The organism is Actinomadura sp. K4S16 (assembly GCF_008327685.1).
Classification (GTDB): Bacteria; Actinomycetota; Actinomycetes; order Streptosporangiales; family Streptosporangiaceae; genus Spirillospora.
On the sequence record NZ_BDDE01000016.1, the window covers coordinates 171970 to 188665 of the forward strand.

Here is a 16696-nt window from a genome sequence, read left to right on the forward strand (position 1 = left end):
AGCCGTCAGCGCGTTCAGTGGGTCGGCGGGGTCGTTCGGCGCGACGGGGCGCGGCGGGCCCGCGGGAGGGTCCGGAACGGCGGCAGCTTCTCGCCGGTGAGCCCGAACGCGTACGCCACGACCCGGCTGGACCAGCGCTGGCACCCGACGACCAGCGCGTACAGGCCGCGGGGGTACCGGCCGGTGAACGGGATGACCAGCCAGCTGAGCAGCATGACGACCACCAGGGCCGCGTACATGACCAGCATCACGGCCAGGTGCGGTATCACCAGCAGGCCCCGGAGCAGGGTGAGCCAGCGCCGCGGGCCGCGCCAGGCGGCCGGGAACGGCAGCTCGACCAGGACCGTCTCCTCGTCGGGGCCGGGCTCGCGCACCGCCGGGGCCGCCGTCGCGGGGGGCTCGGGCGCGGCACTCTGAGCCGGTACGCCGACCGCCGCCGGCCGCTCCCCGTCCGCGGCGGGGGCGGCGGCCGGCTCCGCGGCCGGATCCGGCCCCCGCCACGACTCCGAGATCGTCTCCACGGCCTGGGTGAGGTCGGCCTTCTCCTGCCCGACGAGCAGGGTGAGCAGCCGCCGCGCCGACGGGCGGTCGCGCGGGTCCTTGCCGAGCGCGGCGGCGACGACGTCGCGCAGCCGCGGGTCGAGGCCGGCGAGGTCGGGCTCCTCGTGCTCGATGCGGCGGAACGTCTCGGCGACGGTGCCGCCCTGGAACGGCGGGCGGCCCGTCCCGGCGTAGGCGACCACGCAGCCCCACGAGAACACGTCCGACGCCTGCTCGACCGGCTCGCCCCGCAGCACCTCGGGCGCGATGTAGGACGGCGTCCCGACGAACTGGCCGGTGCGGGTGGGGCCGTCGGCGGCGTCGAGGGCGCGGGCGATGCCGAAGTCGATGACGCGGGGGCCGGTGGAGGACAGCAGGACGTTGGCGGGCTTGAGGTCGCGGTGCACGATCCCGGCGCCGTGGATCGCGGCGAGCGCGGTGGCGACGCCGACCGCGAGGCCCTCCAGGTCGGACCCCGGCAGGGGGCCCTTGTCCCGGACGGCCTTCTCCAGGCTCGGACCGTCGATGTACTCGGTGACGATGTACGGCGGGTCCTGGTCGAGCTCGGCGTCGATCACCGGCGCGGTGCAGAACCGGTGGACCCGCCGCGCGGCGGTCACCTCCCGGCGGAACCGGGCGAGGAACGCCGGCTCCCCGGCCAGCTCCCGGTTGACGACCTTCACCGCGACCCGCCGCCCGTCCGGCTCGGCGCCCAGGTAGACGGTGCCCATGCCACCCCGGCCGAGCCGCCCGAGCAGGCGGTACGGGCCGAGAACGCGGGGCTCGTCCTTCTCCAGCGGTCCGGCGTACGTCGTCATGGGGGGCGGCGCTCCTTGGAAGATCGTCTGTCCGGGCCAGCCTAAGGGAGGCGGCGGCGCGGCCCGGGACCGTCAGGGGATCAGCAGGAGCTTGCCGGTGCTCCGCCGCGCCTCCAGATCGGCGTGCGCGGCGGCGGCCTCGGCCAGGTCGTAGCGGCGGCCGACGTGGACCTTCACGGCGCCGGACTCCACCCACGCGTAGACGGCGGCGGCGCGCTCCAGCAGCTCCTCGCGGTCCGCGACGTAGTGGGTGAGGGACGGCCGGGTCAGGAACACCGAGCCGGCCCGGTTGAGGCGCTGCGGGTCGAACGGCGGGACGGGGCCGCCCGCCGCCCCGTAGAGGGCCAGGGTGCCGCGCCGCCGGAGGCTGTCCAGGCTCCCGTCGAACGTGGGCGCCCCGACGCCGTCGTACACCACGGCGACGCCCTCGCCGCCGGTCAGCTCCCGCACCCGCGCAGGGAAGCCGTCGTAGCCCATCGTGGCGTCCGCGCCCGCGTCCTTCGCCAGCTTCTCCTTCTCCGGGGTGGACGCCGTCGCGAGCACCCTGGCGCCGAGCGACGTGGCCGCCTGCGTGAGCAGCAGCCCCATCCCGCCGGCGCCCGCGTGCACGAGGACGGTGTCGCCCTCCTGGACCGGGTAGGTCGACCGGGTCAGGTAGTGCGCGGTCATGCCCTGCAGCAGCGACGCGGCCGCGTCCTCCAGTTCGACGCCGTCGGGGACGGGGACGACCTTGTCCGCGGGGACGACGGCCTTCTCCGCGTAGCCGCCCTGCACGTTCGCCCAGGCGACGCGGTCGCCCACCGAGAACTCCCGGACGCCCTCGCCGACCGCCGCGACCGTCCCGGCCGCCTCGACGCCCGGCGTGTACGGGGTCTCCTGCGGGTACGCGCCCGTCCGGTAGTACACGTCGATGAAGTTGACCCCGGCGGCCGCCACGTCGATCAGCACCTCGCCCGGTCCGGGCTCCGGGGCGGGGCGCTCGGACGCCTCCAGGACCTCGGGGCCGCCGCTGCGGGTGATGACGATCGCGCGCATGTCGTTCTCCTGACGGGTAGGTTCGCGTGGACGCTCCCGGAAAACCCGGTCGCCCCTACGGGCTATTCCGCCCGCGGGCCGTTCGAATCCGCTCGAATCCGCCGCCGGGGCTCACACCCAGTCGCGCATGGTCCGGCCGACGAGGGCCACGGACTCCTCCACGCGGGACGCGACCGTCCCGGCGTCCCAGATGTCGCGGCGGGCGCAGTCCTCGAACGCGACCTTGGTCGCGGCCAGGTAGAACGACACGACGATCCGCGGCCGCAGGTCCTGCTCCATGTCGACGCCCTCGCGGCGCGCGATCTCGGCGGCGAGCGCCTCCGCCGACGCCGAGTACCGCGCCATCTGCGCCGCCATCAGCGCCGGCGTCGCCTCGATCACCTGCCGGACGCGCCGGAACCGGGCGCCGTCGGCCGGGTCGCTCTCGGCGATCGTCCGCAGCACGACGCGCAGCGACTCGAACAGCGCGGTGAACGGCCGCTCGTCGGGCGGGCGGGCCGCCAGCGCCTCCGCCAGCACCTGGTCGTGCTCGGTGAGGAAGCTCGTGACCACGTCCTCCTTGGTGCCGAAGTAGCGGAAGAAGGTGCGCTGCGACACCTCCACCGCCGCCACGATCTCGTCGATGGTCGTGGCCTCGTACCCCTTGGCGAGGAACAGGTCCAGGGCCGCGTCGATGAGGGCGAGGCGGGTCCGCTGCTTCTTGCGCTCGCGGAGCCCGGCGAGGGCGCGGCCCTGCTCGGGGCCGTGCCCGCGGACGCCGTGATCCGTGTGGCCTGACGGGTCGCCGGCGGGGACGGCGCTCATCGGCTCGCTCCTTCTATTTGGCTGACGCGGGCCATGCCCGCCTCACAGAGGCTTCTATCACGGACAGGGCCTCCGCATGCGGGCCGGGTTCCGGGGACCGGAAACCTGGTGTGCGGTGATTGGCGCATAACACGCCGGTCCGTTCCCACCGCTCCCGCGGACCATCCCCTTACGGACGGGGTACACCCGTCCCCACCTTTGGGATTCTCCCTCCGCGGGCCCCGGATCCGGGTCATGCTGAGGACCGGTCACCAACCGTCGCCGGGTGATCGCACAAGGTCATCACGGCGGCCGGACCTGCTGAGGCGGCTGATGTGTCTGTAGTCGGTGGGCGGGAGATCGCCGAGGTGCGCCGGCGTCACCTCGCGGCGCTCGCGTGCGAGGTCGAGGCCAGGGGCCTCGTCTGGCGGTTCGCCGGGCCCGGGGAGTCGCTGCTGGCCGTCTCCATGCCGGGGACGGGGCGGCACCTGATCGTCCTCGCCACCCCGTCCGGCGACGGCTGGTACTACCTGTGGCCCGCCGGGGGCATGGCCGACGTCGCCCGGCTCAACGAGGTCGCCGACCGCATCCACACCCTTCTCGGCTGACCCCGCCTTGCCCCCCGGGCCGGGGGTTCCCTAGACTCGGATGCGAACGTCTGTTCGAGTTCCGCATGTCTTCCCCCGTGCGGTGAGCGCGAGGGGGAGGCAGATGACGCGCGTGTTCGGCGATCCGGTCGACGTCTGGGTGAGCGACGGGCGTCCGGTCCGGTTCGTCTGGCGTGGCCGGCTCTACAGCGTCCGGCGGGTGCTGGAGCACTGGGTCACGACCCGCGACTGGTGGCGGGAGCGGCAGCCCGACGGCGAGGCCACCGGCGAGCGGGAGTTCTGGCGGGTCGAGGCGACCCCGGAGCGGGAGATCGGCGTCTACGAGCTGCGTTATGACGTGGCCGCCGACAGCTGGCTGCTATCCCGGGTATGGGACTGACGTGCATATTCATGTCGCTTCGTCCTATTCGCTCCGGTTCGGCGTCGCGCCGCCCGCGGCGCTGGCGGAGCGCGCGGCGGTCCTCGGCATGGAGACGCTGGCGCTGACCGACCGCGACGGCCTGTACGGGGCCGTCCGGCACGTCCGCGCATGCGCGGACGCGGGGATCGGCGCCGTCGTCGGCGCCGACCTCAGGGTCGCCTCCACCGGCGACGAGCGCATCGTTGTCCTCGCCGAGGGGCGCGCCGGGTGGCGGTCGCTGTGCCGGCTGGTGACGGCGGCGCACGCGGCGGGCCGGCGCGGCCGCCCGCTGGTGACCAGGGAGATGGTCGGCGCGCACGCCGACGGCCTCGTCGTCCTGCTCGGCCCGGCGTCGGACGTCGGGCGGGCCCTCACCGGGCGGCGCCCGGACGTGGCGGCGGCCCGGCTGGCGGCGTGGCGGGCCACCGCCGAGGCCGTGATCGAGATCGTCGACCACCGCGACAGGGGCGACGGGCCGCGGGCGGCGCGGATGCTCGCGCTCGCCCGCGAGGCCGGGGTGCCCGCCGTGCTGGGCAACGCCGTCCGCTACCTGGACCCGTCCGACCACCCGGTCGCGCAGGTCCTGGACGTGACGCGCCGCCTCGTCCCGCTCGACCGGCGGCACCTGGACGACCGCACCGGTCAGGCGTACCTGAAGTCGGTCCCCGAGATGCGCCGGGTCGCGGAGGCGAGCTGCGGCCCCGACGAGGCCGACGCGCTGCTCGCGGCCACCCGGCGGCTGTCGGAACGCTGCGTCCTCGACCCGGCCCGCGACCTCGGGATGGACGAGGTCCACCTGCCGGCCGTCGAGGGCGATCCGCACGCCCGGCTCGCCGCCCTGTGCGCGGAGGGGATGGCGCGGCGCGGGCTCGACGGGTCGCGGGAGGCCGCGGCCCGGCTCGACCACGAGCTCGGCGTGATCGGCCGCAAGGGCCTGGCGCCGTACTTCCTCACCGTCGCCGACGCCGCCGCGCTGATCAGGGCGCGCGGCATCCGCTGCGCGATCCGCGGCTCGGGCGCGGGCAGCCTGGTCAACCACCTGATCGGCATCAGCGACCTGGACCCGCTGCGGCACGACCTGGTGATGGAGCGGTTCCTCGCCGACAGTCGCGAGGGCCTGCCCGACATCGACCTGGACGTGGAGTCGGCCCGGCGGCTGGAGGCCTACCAGGCGCTGTTCGACCGGTTCGGCGCGGACGCCACGGCGTGCGTGTCGATGATGGAGACCTACCGGGCGCGCAGCGCGCTGCGCGACGTCGGCAACGCCGTCGGGCTCCCGCCGCACGAGATCGACGCGATCGCCAAGGCGTTCCCGCGGATCCGGGCGAACCAGATCCGCGCCGCCCTGGACGACCTGCCCGAGCTGCGGCAGAGCAACCTGGCGGCGGGGCGCCTGGAGGTGCTGTTCCGCATCGCCGAGCGCCTGGACGGGCTGCCCCGCCACATCGCCATGCACCCGTGCGGCGTCCTGCTGTCCAACCCGACGCTGCGGGACCGGACGCCGGTCGAGAGCGCCGCCGTGGGGTTCCCGATGAGCCAGTTCGACAAGGACGACGTCGAGGCGATGGGGCTGCTGAAGCTCGACGTCATCGGCGTGCGGATGCAGTCGGCGATGGCGCACGCGGTGGCGGAGGCCACCCGGGTGACGGGGGAGCGGATCGCGCTGGAGGACGTCCCGCGCGACGACCCCGCGACGTACGCGCTGGTGCGCACGTCCCGGACGCTCGGCTGCTTCCAGATCGAGTCGCCCGGCCAGCGGGAGCTGATCGGCCGGCTCCAGCCCCGCGACCTGGACGACCTCGTCATCGACATCTCGCTGTTCCGCCCCGGCCCGGTCAACTCCGACATGGTGACGCCGTTCCTCGAGGCCCGTGCCGGGGACCGGGAGCCCGCCTACCCGCACCCCGACCTCGAACCCGCGCTGCGCGAGAGCCTCGGCGTGGTCGTCTTCCACGAGCAGGTGCTCCGCGTCTTCGACGTGATGACCGGCTGCGGCCTGTCCACGGCGGAGGCGGCGCGGCGGAGCCTGAACCACGAGCGGGGCCAGGCCGTGGTCGGCGACTGGTTCCGGGAGCGGGCGCTGGCGCGCGGCTACGACGGGGCGACCGTCGAGCGCGTCTGGCGGATGCTGACCGCGTTCGGCGCCTTCGGCTTCTGCAAGGCGCACGCCGCGTCGTTCGCGCTGCCCACCTACCAGTCGGCCTGGCTGAAACGGCACCACACCGCCGCCTTCTACGCCGGCGTCCTCACCCACGACCCCGGCATGTACCCCAAGCGGGTCATCCTCGACGACGCGCGGCACTTCGGCGTCCCGATCCTCCCGCTGGACGTCAACCGCTCGGACGCGCAGTGGCGCGCCGAACCCGTCGCGGCGGGCGGCCCGGCCGGGATCCGGGTCGCGCTGAGCGAGGTCAAGGGCATCTCCGAGGCGGAGATCGGCAGGATCACCGGGGCCCGGCCGTACCGGTCGCTGACCGACTTCTGGCGCCGCGCCCGGGTGTCGCGGCCGATCGCCGAGCGGCTCGTCCTGGCGGGCGCGTTCGACGCCCTCTACGACGGCGTCCCGCGCCGCGACCTGCTGTGCCGCGTCGGCGCCCTCGACCGGGTCACCGCCCGTCCCGCGCGGATCCCGGAGGGGCAGCTCCCCCTCGGCCGCGAGGACGGAGAGGACGCCCTGGTCGACGTGGCGGCCGACCTGGCGGAGGAGATCCCGGCGGGCGAGCTGCCGCCGATGACGCCGGCCGAGGTGGTCGAGGCGGAGCTGGACATCCTGGGCATGGACGTGAGCCGGCACATCATGAGCTTCTACGCCGGGCTGCTCGCCGGGCTCGGCGTCGTCCGCGCCGCCGACCTGCCGGGACGTCCGGACAAGAGCGAGGTCCTGGTCGCCGGGGTCAAGGTCGCGACGCAGACCCCGGCGGTCAGGTCGGGGCAGCGCGTCATCTTCGCCACGCTGGACGACGCGACCGGCCCGGTGGACCTCACGTTCTTCGAGTCGGTGCAGGACAGGTGCGCCGCCACCGTGTTCGGCTCCTGGCTGCTCGTCGCCCGGGGGCGGCTCCGCCGCGCCGGGGCCCGCGCCGTCTCGATCACCGCGAACGCCTGCTGGGACCTGAACGCCCTGCACGAGGAGTGGCGGCGCGGCGGCCCGGAGGCCCTCCGCGCGGCGATGGCGGGAACGGACGGCCGCGGCCGTCCGGTGGGCCGCCGCATCGTCCAGCCCACGGGCTTCGCGATGTCGCCGTACTCCGACATCGGCCATGCGGGTCCGGCCATCAAGCGCCCCCCGGGAACCGCCCTCTGGCACACCAGCCAGGGCAGCTCCGGCCCCGCTCCGGACTGACCCGCGCCGCCCGGCTCACCGGGTGATCTGGATCCGGGTGATCTGGAAGACGGTGGCCATGCAGAGCGCGGCGGCGAGGGCCTGGAAGGCGGCCGCGGCGACGCCGACGTGCACGTCGAGGCGGGCGTCGGCGAGGGTCTCGACGCTGCCGTGCGTGAACACGCGGCCGAGGACGAGGCCGAGCAGGGCGCAGCCCCACCAGCCCGCGACGACGAGCGCGGCGCCCTGGCGCTCGGCCGTCCGGTACCGGCCGCTGTTCACCCAGACCTCGTAGACCACCCGGGGCGGCACCCACAGGTTGACGACCGGGAGGAACCAGCCGAGCAGGACCCAGGCGCGGTGGTGCCGGTGCGGGCCGGGGGACTGCTGGAACGCCCGCCACAGCCAGGTGAGGTACAGCAGGCCGGTGACCGCCGCCATGATCGCGCCGATCGTGAACACGTCCGCGTAGGGGGCGAGGGCCTTGCCGGTGGCGGCGGCGTCATAGCTGTCGTGCGTCGCGCCGTGCAGCGGCCGCGCCAGCCTGAGCAGGCTGATCCCCGAGCCGAGGGCCACGAACGCGTTGAAGCCGAGCAGCATGAACACGGCCACGCCGACGGCCCGGAAGTCGCGGCGCCTGGCCCAGGCGCCGCAGGCCGGGCACCGGTCGACCTCCGTCGGGATGATGTCGCCGCAGAGTGCACACGGCATGATCCACCTCCCCAGGGCCTTTGCCATTGCCTGTTTTGGATACTACGTACGTTTGACCGACGCGGCCCAACGCGGGTTCGGGCCCTTACCGGATCGTCACATGTGCAGGACGAGCCGGGTCGCAGCCCACGTCGCGGCGGCGGTGACGGCGGCCCAGGCGGCGAGGCGCCCGAGGCCACCTGTGGACAGCAGCCGTTCGGGCCGGAGCCCGGTCACCGCCAGCAGCGCCCACCACTCGGAGGTCAGCGCGATCGTCGCGGGCAGCGACCCGAAGCCGATCAGGGCGAAGAGCAGGACGACGGCCGCCGGGGTCGCGGTGTGCGCGAACAGGGCGGGCCCCCGGGCCGGTCCGCGCAGGCCGCGCCGCAGGCCCAGCAGGACCGCGCCCCAGCCCGCCGCGCACAGCACCCATACGACCAGGACGGTCACGGGCAGCCCGTTCATCGACTCCGGTGCCAGTGCCCAGCCTCCCCCGTCTCCCGTGTTCCCCCGTCCGCGTTCCCCGCCCGGGCCGTCAGGTCATGAGGCCCGACTCCCAGGCCCACGCGGCCGTCGCGACCCGGTTCCGCGTGTTCAGCTTGCGGTTGACGCTGCCGAGGTGCGTCTTGACCGTGGAGAGCGACACGTACAGCTCCGCGGCGATCTCCTCGTTCGTCCTGCCGCGCGCCACGAGCCGGACCACGTCCAGTTCCCGGTCGGTGAGCGGCTCGCGCGGCGGGACGGGCCGCGCCGGCGGCTTCGCGAGCCGCTCCAGCAGCCGGACGGTGATGGACGGCGACACCAGCGACCCGCCGTTCGCCGCCGCGCGGACGGCCTCGACCAGCAGCGCGGGCCCGCTGTCCTTCAGCAGGAACCCGACCGCGCCGCCGCGCAGCGCCCCGTACACGTACTCGTCCATGTCGAACGTGGTGACGATCACGATGCGCGGCGGGTCGGGGACGCCGGGGCCGGCGAGGGCGCGGGTCGCCTCCAGGCCGTCCATCCGCGGCATCCGGACGTCGAACAGGCACACGTCGGGACGCAGCCGGCGGGCCAGCGCGACGGCCTCGGCGCCGTCGGCGGCCTCCCCGACCACCTCCATGTCGGGCTGCGAATCGACGATCATCCGGAACCCGGTCCGGACCATCTCCTGGTCGTCGGCGATCAGTACGCGGATGGTCACCCTGCCGATTGTGTCAGCATCCCCAGTCATCGGCCGATACGGTCATCCGTCCGGAACGGGCAGGCGCGCGACGACCTCCCACCCGCCCTCGGGGCGCGGGCCCGCGTGCAGCCGCCCGCCGAGCGCGCCGACCCGCTCGGCCAGCCCGGTGAGCCCGAACCCGCCGGACGGCAGCCGCCTGCCGCCGCGCCCGCGCCCGTCGTCCCGCACGGCGACCTCGACGTCGCCGCCGACCCGCGCGAGCGAGACCCGCACGCTCGCGGCGTCGGCGGCGTGCTTGCGGACGTTGGTCAGCGCCTCCTGGACGACGCGGTGCGCCGACGCCGCGACCTCGGGCGGCAGCGTGCCGAGCCCGGGCTCCAGCGTGAGCGCGGCGGGCGGGTGCGCGAACCCCTCGACGAGCTCTTCGAGCTGCGCGAGGCCGCCGACGGGCCGGGTTCCGGCGCCGCCGGAGGGGAGGGCCTCCCCGTCCGGCGCGTTCACGTTCTGGGCGTCCCGCAGCAGCCCGACCATGCGCCGCATCGAGGTGAGCGCCTCGGTGCCGGCCTTCTCGATCTCGCCGAGCATCCGGTCGAGCTGCTCCTGCGTCTGCGCGGCGCCCGACTGCGCCGTGAACCGCGCCGCCTGCGCCTGGACGACGATGCCGGTCACGTGGTGGGCGACGAAGTCGTGCAGGTCGCGGGCCAGCTCCAGCCGCTCGTCCCGCCGCGCCGCCGCCAGCGACCTGGCCCGCCGCGCGTCCAGCGCCCGCAGGTAGAGGCCGACGCCGAGCGCGACCGCCACGGTGATGCCGAGCGGGGCGGTGAACAGCGCCGCCGCGATCAGCGACCAGCGCAGCGGCGTCGCCAGGACCGCCGCGCCGAGCAGCACCGCGAGCGGGACGAGCCGGTCGCGGTGGGCCTTCCACACCACCCGCGCGAGGACGATCAGCAGGCCGCCGATCTCCGCGAACAGGCTCGGGGCGGCGAGCTCCGGCCGGACCGCCGTCCCGAAGTAGAGGGTGCCGAACGCCGACAGCGCCCCGGCCGCGGCGGCCCACAGCAGGAAGCGGCGCCCGGAGACCGCCGCGGCGTTGGCCACCGCCGCGATGAACACCATCCCCAGGATCGGGGCGTGCCCGATCCCGGCGGCCGCGCACCCCAGCAGGTACAGGGCCGCGAAACCGGCGTACGCCGCGCGCATCAGGCAGCCGCCCACCGAGTGGATGCGGTCCAGCCGTGCCCCTATGTCGCTCACGTTCACGCAGCGTACGACTCGATGCGGACCGCCGTATCGGCCGTTCGGCCGATACGGCGCCTCAGGGCGTGGCCCCGCGTCCGATGCGGCCGGGCGGCGGCGCCGCGCACGCTGGGGGCATGTACCTGATCTACCTTCCCCTCGCCGCCGCGTTCGCCGTCTTCGTGGTCTACGGCGGCGTCGTGATGCCCGCCATGGAGATCGCCGAGTCGATCCGGAACCGCCGCCGCACCCGTCCGCCCGACAACGTCGTGGAACTGCGCCCCTCGGGCGAGCCGAGCCCGTCGGGTGAGCGGGGGGAGGCGGCGTGAGCGAGCCCGTCCTGTCCGGCCGCGGGCTGGTGAAGCGGTTCGGGGTGACCGTCGCCCTGGACGGCGTCGACCTGGCCGTGGACCGCGCCGAGGCCGTCGCGATCATGGGGCCGTCCGGGTCGGGCAAGTCGACGCTGCTGCACTGCCTCGCCGGGATCCTGCCGCCGGACGCGGGGGAGGTGCACCTGCTCGGCCAGCGGATCGACACGCTCGGCGAGCGCCGGCGCAGCGCGCTGCGGCGCAGCCGGTTCGGGTTCGTGTTCCAGTTCGGGCAGCTGCTCCCCGAGCTGCCCGCCGTGGAGAACGTCGCGCTGCCGCTGATGCTGGGCGGCACGTCCAGGCGGGAGGCGGAGCAGGCCGCGCGGTCCTGGTTCCGGCCCCTCGGACTGGACGGGCTGGAGCGCCGGCGTCCGGGCGAGCTGTCGGGCGGTCAGGCGCAGCGCGTCGCGATCGCCCGCGCGCTCGTGCCGCGCCCGGCGGTCGTGTTCGCGGACGAGCCGACGGGCGCGCTCGACCAGGCGACCGGCCACGACACCATGCGGCTGCTCGTGGACGCGACCAAGCACAACGGCGCGTCCCTGGTCGTCGTCACCCACGACCCCGCCGTGGCGGCCTGGTGCGACCGCGTCCTGGAGGTCCGCGACGGCCGCATCCAGCACCCCATGCGGAGGACGGCCTGATGCGCACGGCAGTGCAACTCTCCTGGCGGCTGCTGCGCGGCGGCGGCCGGAACAGCATGCTCGGCACGTTCCTCACCCTCGCCGCCGTCGCCGTCTCGACGGGGCTCCTGCTGTTCGCGGTGGGCGCCGACCACGCGTTCCTCCAGCGCGCCCACGCCGACGCCTGGCGGCATCCGGGCGGGACGAGCGCGGACCCCTCCGCGATAGAGGCGCTGTCGACCGACTATGTCCAGGGCAAGCCGATCACAGTCGTCGACCTGGCCGCGCTGAAGGGCGACGCCCCGGTGCCGCCCGGCATGCCCCGGTTCCCGAAGCCCGGCGAGGTCTGGACGTCGCCCGCACTGGCCCGCCTGATGAGGGAGCTTCCCGCCGACCAACTCGCCGAGCGGTTCCCCCATCGGGCGGGCACGCTCGGACGCGGCGCGCTCGTCCATCCCGGAGAGCTCGTCGCCGTGGTCGGGCGCACCGCCGACGACCCCGCCATGACCGCCGACCGGGACGCCGTCGAGCACCTGGGCACGAGCGGAGGCCCGACCCGCATCGACCGGTTCGCGACCGGCGCGTCCTGGGGCGCCGGCATCTACCTGTGGCTCGCGGGCCTGGCCTCGGTGCTGATGGTCGTCCCGCTGCTGGTGTTCGGCGGGGCCGCGGCCCGGCTCACCGTGGCCCGCCGCGACGCCCGGCTCGCGGCGCTGCGGCTGGTCGGCGCCACCCCGGGGCAGGTCGTGGCGATCACCGCGGCCGAGGCGGTGCTGACGGCGGCGGCGGGCGCGGTGGCGGGGCTCGCGCTCTACGCGGCGGCGGTCCCGGCGCTCGCCCGCATCACGATCGCGGGCGGCGGCTGGTTCGCCGGCGACCTGTGGCCGGGTCCGGCCGTCCTCGCGGGCGTGCTCGCGGGGGTGCCCCTGCTCGTCGGCGCCAGCGCCGTCGCGGGCCTGCGCCGCGTGGTCGTCGGCCCGCTCGGCGTCGCGCGCCGCGAGACCCCGCCCGGCATGCGGGCGGTCCGGATCGTCGCGCTGCTCGCCGTCGTCGCCGCGTTCGGCGCGGTGGGCGGCGGCCTGGTCGACATGGGCCGCGCGGGGATGGTCATCCTGATGGTCTTCCTCATGCTGGCCTTCCTTACGATCAACTTCGCGGGCCCATGGGTGGTGGCGGTCATCGGCCACCTGACGGTCGCGGCGGCCCGCGGCCCGGCCCGGCTGCTCGCCGGGCGCCGCCTCGTGGACGACCCGCGCTCGGCCTGGCGGACGGTCGCCGGAGTCGCGCTCACCGGCTTCATCGCAGGGTTCTTCGCCCTGCTGAACACCCCCGCGTCCACCGGCGAGGCGCGGGACGAGCTGAGGCTGGCCGTCCCGTACGCGCGGTCCGCCGCGGTCGCCGAGCAGGCGCGGGGCAGGCTCGCCGGCCTCGACGCGGACGTGTCGGTGCGCCGCACCGAGACCGGGGACGGCGCGCCGGCCGCCGCCGGTCCTGCCACCGCGACCGGTGTGGTGGTCGTCGAGGTCTCCGGCGCCGCCGCCGTCGACCGGGCGCGCACGGCACTGAGCGGCCTCGTCCCTGGGAGGACGGCCACCGCGCCGGCGGACGACGAGGTGACCGGGGACCGGCTGCTGGCCGACCTGCGCACCGGCGCGCTGATCGTCCTCGCCGTCTCGTTCCTGCTCGCCATCACCAGCGCGGGCATCACCGGGGCGTCCGCCGTCCTGGACCGCAGGCAGGCGTACGCGATGCTGCGCCTCGCCGGGACGCCACTGTCCGTGCTCGACCGGGCGCGCCGCCAGGAGACGCTGATCCCGCTCGCCGTCATGGGCGGCGGCTCCCTGCTGGCGGGCCTGTTCTTCAGCCTGCCGTTCGCGCAGGGGTTCGGGCTCTCCGGGCTGGCGGGGCTCGCCGGGTTCGTCGTCCTCGGCTTCGGCGGCATCATCGGCGCGAGCGCGCTGAGCCGCCCGCTGTTGCGCTCCGTGACCGCGGACCCGGCGCCCCGTCCGGACTAGCCGGATAAGGGTTCGAGAATGTCAGACCCTCCGCGTAGCGTTGACCTTGTGATTTGGGAGACACCGGGAACAAGTGTCGAACCAGGTTGCTTTCAACTACGTACCTAGGGGTATGTGACAGACGGTGGTGTTCGCACAGGCGCGGCCCCACCGGCCAAGGAAGGGGCGTTGGCAGTGAGCGCAGCGACCGGCACGTTCCATCTCACTCACCCGCGGCTGTACGGGCCCGCCGAGCGGACCGTCGTGGAGCCGTGGCTCACCGAGCTTCCCCATGCGGCGCTGAACGCCTACGCCGAGACCGCGCCCCCGCTCGCGGTGGTCGAGGCACTGCCCGTGCGCCCGCAGCCGATGCCCCGCCGCCGCGTCCCCGTGGCGGCCTGACGAACCGACCCCGCAGAGGGACCGAGGCCGACACCTCGGTCCCTTTTTTTCGCGCCTGCTCATCTCAAATAATGATACGTACTTCTCAAATTATGAGAAGTGGTCGTACGGTGGAGGGCACCCGGACACAGAGAGGCGACCCCGATGACCGCGAAGGCGACCTACACCCACGGCCACCACGAGAGCGTGCTGAGCGCGCACCAGTGGCGCACGGTCGAGAACTCCGCCGCCTACCTGATCGAGCACCTGCGTCCGGGCCTGTCGGTGCTGGACGTCGGGTGCGGGCCGGGCACCATCACCGCCGGGCTCGCCGAACGCGTCGCGCCGGGACGAGTCGTCGCCGCCGACTCCGCCGAGACCGTCCTGGACGAGGCCCGCAGGAACACCGCCTCCCTGGACAACGTCGAGTTCGCGGTCGCCGACGTCCACGCCCTGGACCATCCGGACGGCACGTTCGACGTCGTCCACGCCCACCAGGTCCTCCAGCACGTCGGCGATCCCGTCCAGGCGCTGCGCGAGATGCGCCGCGTCGCCAGGCCGGGCGGGATCGTCGCCGTGCGCGAGGCCGACTTCGGCACCATGGCCTGGTACCCGGACCCGCCCGGCATGGACGCCTGGCTGCCGATCTACTACAAGGTCGCGCGCGGCAACGGCGGCGAGCCCGACGCCGGCCGCCGCCTCGTCTCCTGGGCCCGCGCCGCCGGGTTCACCGAGGTCACCGCGTCCGCCTCGGCCTGGTGCTACGCCACCCCGGAGGAGCGCGAGTGGTGGAGCGAGTCGTGGGGCGGCCGCCTGATCAGGTCGTCCGTCGCCGACCACGCCGTGGCGGGCGGCCACGCCACCCGCGCCGAACTCCAGCGCGTCTACGAGGGCTGGAAGGCGTGGGCCGCCGCCGAGGACGGCTGGTACTCCGTCACCCACGGCGAGATCGTCTGCCGCGCGTGACCGTCCGTCACCGGAGCCCCGGTCAGAAGGGGCCGGTGAGGTCGCCCAGCTTGTCGGTCAGCTGCAGGTTGTGGGAGTAGTCGACCGGGACGGCGATGACCGAGACCGCGTCGTCCGCGAGGGCCTTGCGGAGGGTGGGGAGCAGTTCGGCGGCCGACTCGACGCGGTAGCCGCGGGCGCCGAAGCTCTCGGCGTACCGGACGAAGTCGGGGTTGCCGAACCTGATGTTCGAACTGCGCCCGAGGTCGAGGTCCATCTTCCACTCGATCAGGCCGTAGGCGGAGTCGTCCCAGATCAGCACGGTGATCGGGATGTTCTCGCGGACGGCCGTCTCCAGCTCCTGGGAGTTCATCATGAACGCGCCGTCGCCCGTCGCGGCCAGGACCCTGCGGTTGGGGTGGGCGAGCTTGGCGGCGATCGCGCCGGGGACGGCGAAGCCCATCGACGACAGCCCGTTGGAGACCAGCAGCGTGTTCGGCTCGTAGGTCGGGTACATGCGGGCCATCCACATCTTCACCGCGCCGGTGTCGGCGAGGACGATGTCGCCGCGGCCCATGGCGGTGCGGACGTCGGCGACGATGCGGCGGGGGGAGAGCGGGAAGCCGTCCTCGGCCGCCCCCTCGGCCAGCTCCTCCCGGAGCATCTCCCGGATCCTCTGGCGTGTGCCGTTCACGTCGAAGCGGCGGTGGACCGAGTCGGCGAGTGCGCGCAGCGAGCGGGAGATGTCGCCCTGGATGCCGACCTCGACCGGGTAGTGGTCGTCGACCTCGGCGGGCGACTGGTGGATGTGGATGATCTTCTTGTCCGCGTTCGGGTTGATCTTGACGGGGTCGAACTCCTGGAGCTCGTAGCCGACCGCGATCAGTACGTCCGCCTCGTCGAAGCCGTAATTGACGTAGTCGTGGCGCATGAAGCCGAACGCGCCGAGGGCGTTGCGGTGGTCGTCGGGGAAGACGCCCTTGCCGTTGAAGGTGGTGGCGACCGGCAGGCCGAGGTGCTCGGAGAAGTACACGAGGGCGTCGCTCGCGCGGGCCCGGGTGGCGCCGTGGCCGGCCAGGACGATCGGCCGCCGGGCGAGGGCGAGCACGTCGGCGGCGCGGGCGATCTGGGACGCCGACGGCTCCTGCGGGCGGACGACGTTGACCGGCAGGGGCCCGAGGTCGGCGGGCACCTTGGCAGACTCCACGTCCTCCGGAATCGCCAGGTAGACGGCGCCGGGGCGTTCGGTCTGCGCCGTCTTGAACGCCTTGCGGACCATCTCGGGCAGCGCCTCCGCCCGGGGCGCGAGCTCCGACCACTTGGTGATCGGGCGGAACAGGGAGACCAGGTCGACGATCTGGTGCGACTCCTTGTAGATGCGGTCCAGGCCGACCTGGGCGGAGATCGCGACGACGGGCGTGCTGTTGGTGGTGGCGTCCGCGACGCCGAGCTGGAGGTTGATCGCGCCGGGGCCGAGCGTCGCGGAGGCCACGCCCGCCTTGCCGGTGAGGCGGCCGTAGATCTCCGCCATGAACGCGGCGCCCTGCTCGTGCCGGACGAGGATGTAGCGGATCGGCGAGTCGTTCAGCGCGTCGACGAAATGGATGTTCTCCTCGCCCGGGATGCCGAAGACGTACTCGACGCCCTCCGCCTCGAGGATCCTGACGAGAAGCCGGGCGGCGTCCTCCTGCGTGGACATCGTGTGTCCCATCTCCAGTCTGCGTCTCTCCTGGGTGCATTCCGTGCAGCACCCAGGTCCCTACCTCCATTCCGCGCGATGATGTGTTCTTG

At 74.4% G+C, this 16696-nt stretch carries 16 protein-coding genes; 8 read left to right on the forward strand and 8 right to left on the reverse strand.

Annotation, left to right across the window (positions count from 1 at the left end):
- Window positions 1–14: 14 nt before the first annotated feature.
- From K4S16_RS24715 to K4S16_RS24725, 3 genes are all read right to left on the reverse strand, one after another.
- Window positions 15–1358, reverse strand: coding sequence for a DUF4389 domain-containing protein (locus K4S16_RS24715; RefSeq protein WP_149261410.1), 1344 nt, complete (start codon window positions 1356–1358; stop codon window positions 15–17).
- A 72-nt stretch (window positions 1359–1430) separates the two neighbouring features.
- Window positions 1431–2393: a quinone oxidoreductase gene (locus K4S16_RS24720; protein ID WP_149261411.1), complete on the reverse strand. Its 963-nt coding sequence runs from the start codon at window positions 2391–2393 to the stop codon at window positions 1431–1433.
- Window positions 2394–2504: 111 nt separating this feature from the next.
- Window positions 2505–3197 carry a TetR family transcriptional regulator gene (locus K4S16_RS24725; RefSeq protein ID WP_149261412.1) on the reverse strand — a complete coding sequence of 231 codons (693 nt, stop codon included), beginning with the start codon at window positions 3195–3197 and terminating at the stop codon, window positions 2505–2507.
- Window positions 3198–3511: 314 nt separating this feature from the next.
- Between K4S16_RS24725 and K4S16_RS24730 the strand changes: the two genes are divergently transcribed.
- The 3 genes from K4S16_RS24730 to K4S16_RS24740 all read left to right on the forward strand — a co-directional run bounded on the left by K4S16_RS24730 (window position 3512) and on the right by K4S16_RS24740 (window position 7527).
- Window positions 3512–3784, forward strand: a complete 273-nt coding sequence (locus K4S16_RS24730; RefSeq protein WP_235037057.1) for a hypothetical protein — start codon at window positions 3512–3514, stop codon at window positions 3782–3784.
- Window positions 3785–3887: 103 nt separating this feature from the next.
- Entirely contained in the window at window positions 3888–4163 is a 276-nt protein-coding gene (locus tag K4S16_RS24735; protein ID WP_149261413.1) for a DUF6504 family protein, read from the forward strand.
- Window position 4164: 1 nt separating this feature from the next.
- Window positions 4165–7527: a DNA polymerase III subunit alpha gene (locus K4S16_RS24740; RefSeq protein ID WP_235037058.1), complete on the forward strand. Its 3363-nt coding sequence runs from the start codon at window positions 4165–4167 to the stop codon at window positions 7525–7527.
- Window positions 7528–7542: 15 nt separating this feature from the next.
- Here the strand turns inward: K4S16_RS24740 and K4S16_RS24745 are convergent, their stop codons facing one another.
- From K4S16_RS24745 to K4S16_RS24760, 4 genes are all read right to left on the reverse strand, one after another.
- A complete protein-coding gene (locus K4S16_RS24745; protein ID WP_149261415.1) occupies window positions 7543–8217 on the reverse strand; it encodes a DUF4328 domain-containing protein in 675 nt (224 codons plus the stop codon).
- A 96-nt stretch (window positions 8218–8313) separates the two neighbouring features.
- The gene (locus K4S16_RS24750; RefSeq protein WP_235037059.1) at window positions 8314–8661 is read right to left on the reverse strand and encodes a hypothetical protein; all 348 of its coding nucleotides are present in this window, start codon (window positions 8659–8661) and stop codon (window positions 8314–8316) included.
- A 70-nt stretch (window positions 8662–8731) separates the two neighbouring features.
- Window positions 8732–9379: a response regulator transcription factor gene (locus K4S16_RS24755; RefSeq protein ID WP_200842089.1), complete on the reverse strand. Its 648-nt coding sequence runs from the start codon at window positions 9377–9379 to the stop codon at window positions 8732–8734.
- Between the two features lie 42 nt (window positions 9380–9421).
- Window positions 9422–10615, reverse strand: coding sequence for a sensor histidine kinase (locus K4S16_RS24760; RefSeq protein ID WP_235037060.1), 1194 nt, complete (start codon window positions 10613–10615; stop codon window positions 9422–9424).
- A gap of 119 nt (window positions 10616–10734) precedes the next feature.
- Here K4S16_RS24760 and K4S16_RS24765 point away from each other — a divergent pair, with 119 nt between their 5' ends.
- From K4S16_RS24765 to K4S16_RS24785, 5 genes are all read left to right on the forward strand, one after another.
- Window positions 10735–10926, forward strand: a complete 192-nt coding sequence (locus K4S16_RS24765) for a hypothetical protein (protein ID WP_149261418.1) — start codon at window positions 10735–10737, stop codon at window positions 10924–10926.
- Window positions 10923–11606, forward strand: a complete 684-nt coding sequence (locus K4S16_RS24770; protein ID WP_149261419.1) for an ABC transporter ATP-binding protein — start codon at window positions 10923–10925, stop codon at window positions 11604–11606. Before K4S16_RS24765 ends, K4S16_RS24770 begins: the two co-directional genes overlap by 4 nt.
- Window positions 11606–13600: an FtsX-like permease family protein gene (locus tag K4S16_RS44455; protein ID WP_160161020.1), complete on the forward strand. Its 1995-nt coding sequence runs from the start codon at window positions 11606–11608 to the stop codon at window positions 13598–13600. Before K4S16_RS24770 ends, K4S16_RS44455 begins: the two co-directional genes overlap by 1 nt.
- Window positions 13601–13774: 174 nt before the next feature.
- Complete coding sequence (locus K4S16_RS24780; protein ID WP_149261420.1) at window positions 13775–13981, forward strand: hypothetical protein; 207 nt, start codon at window positions 13775–13777, stop codon at window positions 13979–13981.
- A 144-nt stretch (window positions 13982–14125) separates the two neighbouring features.
- On the forward strand, window positions 14126–14926 hold the full coding sequence (locus K4S16_RS24785; RefSeq protein WP_149261421.1) for a methyltransferase domain-containing protein: 801 nt from the start codon (window positions 14126–14128) through the stop codon (window positions 14924–14926).
- A 22-nt stretch (window positions 14927–14948) separates the two neighbouring features.
- On the opposite strand, the gene K4S16_RS24790 is transcribed toward K4S16_RS24785, so the two are convergent.
- A complete protein-coding gene (locus K4S16_RS24790; protein WP_149261422.1) occupies window positions 14949–16604 on the reverse strand; it encodes an acetolactate synthase large subunit in 1656 nt (551 codons plus the stop codon).
- Window positions 16605–16696: the final 92 nt, after the last annotated feature.